Below are 4,448 nucleotides of genomic sequence, written 5' to 3' on the forward strand. Positions count from 1 at the left end.
CTAGGCACAGAATGATACGCACTAACGTATTAGCAGGTTGAAGATTCATTTGGGCTATTGCTGAAACGAAGCCGCCGGGCAGGGGAGTACCATAAGCGTAACATTGATGGTTTGCGTGAAGAAAATATTTTTTGCCTACACATTTCGTTGAAAAATTCACACCGTTCAAGCGTAGCGCGTTTGGGAACTTTTTCAATGCTTAGTTAAAGGCAAAAAATATTTTTAGCAAAGCATCTAAGTGAAGCGTTGGTACTCCCCTGCCCGGCGGCGCGGCTTTCCTCGAATAAAAACACGGTAATTTACAAACTGCAATTGTTTATATTGCCCACGGAGCCGCCAGGCTCCCTTTCTGCATCCCCAGCAGCTGCTCCATCAGCCGCGTCGCCATAGCCGCCCGTATTTCCATCTGTGTCTCATCGATATCCCGCGCCTCCTCCGGCCACATCCCATCGGTGAGCCGCCAGAAGAAATCCATGCTTTCTGTAACATGCTCTACCTGCATGCTTCCCTCGCGATTGCCCTGCGCGATTATCGCCCGCAGCAGCGGGTTGAAGCCCTGCTCCAGGACACGCTGCCAGATCTGCAAGACCAACTCCTTCTTATGCTCATCCCAAAGCTCGTCCACCAGTGCCTCAACATCGTATTCACGCCCCATAAGCCCAAGGAACAACCGTAATTTCTCTACCGCTGCCAGCCCTCCGGCCTTGCGCTCATAATCAGCGACGAACTTTTGCGTCCACTCTTCAAAAATGGCCTGCAAAATATCCTCCTTGGTCGGGAAATAATAGAAAAAGGTACCCTTGGCTACCCCAGCAGCCTTGCAGATATCCTGCACCATCGTCTGTTCATAGCCTTTTGCCAAGAACAGCTCCTTGGCAACGGTAATGAATTCCTGCCGGCGCTCCGCCGGATCCTTGCGTACTCTCGCCATAAAAATCTCCTTATTGACTCAGGTCAGTAAATAGAATATACTACGCCATAGAAAAATTGTCAACGAAAGGAACACGAAAAATGAACGCGGAACTCTTTATCAGACTACCGCCGCGGAAATTATTCTTCCGCTGTGCCATACCTGCCGCCGTCACCTCGGTTGCCGGTGCGCTCTATGCCGTAGTCGACGGCATGTTCGTCGGACGTTTCATCGGTGAGGATGCACTAGCAGCCATCAGCATCACCATGCCGGTCATCCTGATGGTCGAAGCCATCGCCAATATGATTGCCACCGGAGCCTCTGTCCATATCGCCATCCATCTCGGCAAAAAAGACCATGCGACGGCAGCCCGCCTCTTCTCCTTCGCTGTGAAATTCATCCTAGCCCTTTCCTGCCTTACAGGCCTTTTGGGCTATTTCTTCGCCCACCCCTTCGTCATGCTGCTGGCACCAGGAGCCAGCGCCCATGTCATCGCACTTAGCGTTACCTATCTGCAGATCTATGCGCTCTTTGCCCCGCTGATTCCCATCTATTTTGCAACCGATAACTTCCTACGCGATTGCGGCCAGCAGCACACCAGCATGATTGTCAATATCGCCACCCAGCTTTTGAATGTCGTTTTGGATTTTGTCCTGATAGTCGTGCTCGGGCAGGGCATCGCAGGTGCGGCCATCGGCAGCTGCCTTGCCCTGGCTCTCGGCTCCCTGTACACCCTGGCCTGTTTCCGCGGGCAACGGCTTGACCTCTATTATACACGGGAGAACATCCCGCTGCAGAAGTTCATCCGGCTCATACTGAACGGTTCCAGCGAATTCTTCAGCAATATCGCTGCCTCGGTCATGAACCTTATCCTCAACATCTTCCTGCTCAAATACGGCGAAACAACCGCTGTTGCAGCCTTTTCCATTGTCATGTATATCGACAGCATGCTTGGCATGCTGAATTTCGGCATCTGCGAGGCCCTGCAGCCCGCCATCAGCTACTGCTATGGCGCCGGCCGGATCATACGCATGAAGCTCATCTTCCACATCATACGCCTCGCGATGATGGCAATTGCCGCAGCCTCGTTCCTGCTCATGCTGCTCGCCGGCCCCTATGCTGTCAGTCTCTTTATCCGCCCTGAGGATACCGAGCTAGCCGCAGTCAGCCTGACGGCCATCACGATTTTTGCCTTCTCCTATCTGCCCGGCTGGATTGATATGTGCTATTCCTCATACTTCACCGCACTCGATCGCCCCATACTGTCGCTTCTCGTCTCGCTCTGCGGAACGCTGCTCTTCCCCCTTGCCTTCCTCCTCCTATTCTCCACCCTCTGGGGCCTCATCGGCATCTGGCTCATGGTTCCCGCCGCAGCCTTGGCCAGCAGCTTGCTGACGCTGCTGCTGGCCAAAAATATCCGCCTTCCAAAGGTTCCGATGTAAGCTAGTTACAGAGTTATTCCTTACTTTTTCCTATAATGGATATAGCAAAGGAAACATTTCTCAAGACACACCCTCCTTGCGAAAATGCTGTTGGCAAGTTTTAGTTGATAAATCTTCTCAAATATACTAAAATAGCATATGTTGATAGCATTTCTCATTTACCTATTTGTATAAACAGGAGGTATCCATCATGAAGGAATATTTGCAGATCATGCAGGTCATCGGCCGAGAGATCATCGATTCGCGTGGCAATCCGACCGTTGAGGCAGAGGTCGTGCTCGCTGACGGCACGCTTGGCCGTGCAGCCGCTCCGAGCGGCGCTTCGACGGGCGAGTTCGAGGCCCTCGAGCTGCGTGACGGTGACAAGTCAAAATTCGGTGGCAAAGGCGTAAGCAAGGCTGTCGCCAACATCAACGAGATAATCGCCCCGGCTCTGGCCGGCGCAGATGCTTCGGACGGCTATGCTCTCGACGCCATCATGTTTAAGCTCGACGGCACCGAAGACAAATCCAAGCTCGGTGCCAATGCCATCCTGGCGGTCTCGCTGGCTGCGGCCAAAGCCGCTGCGAAGGCACAGGATATCCCGCTCTACCGTTACTTCGGCGGCATCAACGGCAACCAGCTGCCGGTGCCGATGATGAACATCTTGAACGGCGGTGCCCATGCGTCCAACTCCGTTGACACCCAGGAATTCATGATCATGCCAGCCGGTGCCCCGAGCTTCCGTGAGGCCTTGCGCTGGTCGACCGAAGTCTTCCACGCCCTGCAGTCCCTGCTCAAGAAAGAGGGCGAAACGACTGCTGTCGGTGACGAAGGCGGCTTCGCCCCGAACCTCAAATCTGACGAGGACGCCATCGAGCATATCCTGCAGGCCATCAAAGACGCCGGCTATGAGCCGGGCAGCGACTTCGTGCTTGCCATGGATGCCGCTGCCTCCGAGTGGAAGAGCGAGAAAGGCAAAGGCTTCTACAAGCAGCCAAAATCCGGCCGCGAGTACACCTCCGACGAGCTCATCGCCCACTGGGAATCCCTTGTGGACAAATATCCCATCTACTCCATCGAGGACGGCCTTGATGAGGAAGATTGGGACGGCTGGCAGAAGATGACGGAGAAACTCGGCCACAAAGTCCAGCTCGTGGGCGACGATCTCTTCGTCACGAACACGAAACGCCTCAAGAAGGGCATCGAGCTCGGCTGCGGCAACTCCATCCTCATCAAGCTCAACCAGATCGGTTCGCTCTCTGAGACCCTTGAGGCCATCAAGATGGCCCATAAAGCTGGCTACACGGCCATCGTTTCCCACCGTTCCGGCGAAACCGAAGATACAACGATTGCCGATCTGGCAGTAGCACTCAACACCGCCCAGATCAAGACCGGCGCACCATCCCGTTCCGAACGCGTGGCCAAGTACAATCAGCTGCTGCGCATCGAAGAACAACTCGGCCACAGCGCTGTCTATCCGGGCAAAGAAGCCTTCGGTTTTAACCGCTAACACATATCCCCAATATATACATTCTTACGTTAAGAATCACCCACAAAATGCCGCTGACGCAACCATAAACGTCAGCGGCATTTTACATAACAAATTGCAGTTTGTCTGTTCGTGCAAGCTGAAAATAGGCTTGGATCAGCTCAGCTTGGGTGAGGGTGGGTGCTCTTTTTCTCCGCTCCGCTAAATGACCCGCGCTGATAGGTTGTACGTATCTAGGGATATGCGCCGGGCAAGCCGGCGGCGCGCCAATACATCTAGACGTTCCAGTGATTATCTACCGCGGGCCATCCCTCACTGCGTTCGGGCAGTCGCTCCGTCTACGAAGAAAGTGTACCCACCCTCGCCCTCCGATATGTTGGAACAAGCCTGTTCCTTTCCGGCGATAGGCAACGAATTACATCGATGTGCTTGCTGCGGGAGAAACGGTTCGTACCATCTCAGATTTCCATTACCAAAGGGGCGAACGGGGTAGTGCTTCTTTCTATCTGGAGCGACTGTCCTAGGCACAGAATGATACGCACTAACGTATTAGCAGGTTGAAGATTCATTCGGGCTATTGCTGAAACGAAGCCGCCGGGCAGGGGAGTACCATAAGCGTAACATT

The 4,448-nt window shown here is 53.8% G+C and carries 3 protein-coding genes; 2 read left to right on the forward strand and 1 reads right to left on the reverse strand.

Annotated features, from left to right (window positions below; genetic code table 11):
• Positions 1-316: 316 nt before the first annotated feature.
• Positions 317-931, reverse strand: a complete 615-nt coding sequence (locus BM181_RS14815) for a TetR/AcrR family transcriptional regulator (RefSeq protein ID WP_075445870.1) — start codon at positions 929-931, stop codon at positions 317-319.
• 80 nt (positions 932-1,011) lie between these two features.
• Between BM181_RS14815 and BM181_RS14820 the strand changes: the two genes are divergently transcribed.
• The gene (locus BM181_RS14820; RefSeq protein WP_075445871.1) at positions 1,012-2,352 is read left to right on the forward strand and encodes an MATE family efflux transporter; all 1,341 of its coding nucleotides are present in this window, start codon (positions 1,012-1,014) and stop codon (positions 2,350-2,352) included.
• Positions 2,353-2,542: 190 nt separating this feature from the next.
• Positions 2,543-3,844, forward strand: a complete 1,302-nt coding sequence (eno, locus tag BM181_RS14825; RefSeq protein ID WP_075445872.1) for a phosphopyruvate hydratase — start codon at positions 2,543-2,545, stop codon at positions 3,842-3,844.
• The last annotated feature ends 604 nt before the right edge of the window (positions 3,845-4,448 follow it).

The sequence above is a fragment of the Pseudoselenomonas ruminantium genome (assembly GCF_900113715.1).
GTDB classification, from domain to species: Bacteria; Bacillota; Negativicutes; order Selenomonadales; family Selenomonadaceae; genus Selenomonas_A; species Selenomonas_A caprae.

What these genes read in the sequence shown, in the direction of transcription:
- BM181_RS14815 (WP_075445870.1), bottom strand. Translation starts at nt 931, where the DNA reads ATGGCGAGAGTACGCAAGGATCCGGCGGAGCGCCGGCAGGAATTCATT.
- BM181_RS14820 (WP_075445871.1), top strand. Translation starts at nt 1,012, where the DNA reads ATGAACGCGGAACTCTTTATCAGACTACCGCCGCGGAAATTATTCTTC.
- eno (WP_075445872.1), top strand. Translation starts at nt 2,543, where the DNA reads ATGAAGGAATATTTGCAGATCATGCAGGTCATCGGCCGAGAGATCATC.